Genomic DNA, 1,382 nt, shown 5'->3' with positions numbered 1-1,382 from the left:
CCCGCGGTGGCGCTCACGACATCCCAGACGTTCACCACCTGGAGCAGTTCGGGGGCGGTGTGCAGGCGGCGGAGTTCGGCGGCGGTGTCGGCGAGAGTCATGATTCCAGCGTATGGCGAGCCGATGACCCGGATGACCCCGTCACCGGGTCGGGTCCGATTCCCGCCGGGTCAGCCGAGCGCTGCCGCGAGTCCGTCGAGCAGCCGCTCGACCTCGCTCGCATCGGTGTACGGTGCGAGGCCCACCCGCAGCCCGCCGGCATCGCCGAGCCCGAGGTGCCGCGACGCCTCGAGGGCGTAGAAGTTGCTGCTCGGCGCGAGCACCCGGCCCTCGGCGAGGCGCTTCGTGACCTCGGATGCCTCGTGGCCGTCGAACGTCATGAGCAGCGTGGGAGTGCGGCGAGCGGCACGCGACCACACGGTGACCCCGGGCAGCTCGGCGAGCCCGGCCTCGATCCGGGCGAGGAGCACCTCCTCGTGCTCGTGCAGTGCCGCGTACGAGGCGACGAGCCGAGCGCGGCGCGAGCTCGCGGCATCCGCTTCGCCGTTGCCCGCGAGACCCGCCAGGGCGTCGACCGCCGCGGTCGCCCCTGCGAGCAGTTCGTAGGGCAGGGTGCCGAACTCGAACCGCTCGGGCACGACGTTCGTCGACGGCGCCAGCTTGTCGGGCGCGATCGACTCGAGCAGTTCGGGGTCGGCCGCGAGCACGCCGAAGTGCGGCCCGAGGAACTTGTACGGCGAGCACGTGAAGAAGTCGGCCCCGAGCGCTCCGACGTCGGGCAGCTCGTGCGCCGTGTAGTGCACGCCGTCGACGTAGACGAGGGCCCCGGTCGCGTGCGCTGCCGCGGCGATCGCGGGGATGTCGGGCATCGTGCCGATGAGGTTCGAGGCCGCGGTGACGGCGACGAGCCTGGTGCGGCTGGAGAGCACGGCGGCGACGGCCTCCACCGGCAGCTCGCCGGTGGCCGGGTCGAAGTCGGCCCAGCGCACGACGGCGCCGACGCGCTCGGCGGCCTGCACCCACGGGCGCACGTTGGAGTCGTGGTCGAGCCGCGTCACGACGACCTCGTCGCCGGCAGCCCACTGCTTCGAGAGGTGGCGCGAGAAGTCGTAGGCGAGCTGCGTGGCGCTGCGGCCCTGCACGATGCCGCGCGGATGCCCGTCGACGAGATCGGCCATCGCGAGCCGGAAGCCGTGCACGGCGGCCTCGGCGCGTTCCTCGGAGACCCCGGTCGTGCCGCGGTTCGAGAGCGGGCCGGTGAGCACGGATGCCACGGCGTCGCCCACCGATCGCGGCGTCTGCGTGCCGCCCGGCCCGTCGAACTGGGCCCACCCGCTCTCGAGCGATGGGAACTCCGAACGGATGCGTGCGACGTCGTAGGC

1 protein-coding gene is annotated in these 1,382 nt (G+C 73.2%); it reads right to left on the bottom strand.

What is annotated here, in order from left to right:
• Positions 1–170: 170 nt before the first annotated feature.
• The coding region (locus ACFWWU_RS37230; RefSeq protein WP_384153636.1) for a cysteine desulfurase-like protein at positions 171–1,382 on the bottom strand (1,212 nt) is incomplete at its 5' end.

This window comes from Streptomyces sp. NPDC058650 (assembly GCF_042717315.1).
Classification (GTDB): domain Bacteria; phylum Actinomycetota; class Actinomycetes; order Streptomycetales; family Streptomycetaceae; genus Streptomyces.
The sequence above is the reverse complement of the archived record's forward strand: the minus strand, read 5'-3'. Positions and strand labels throughout refer to the sequence as shown.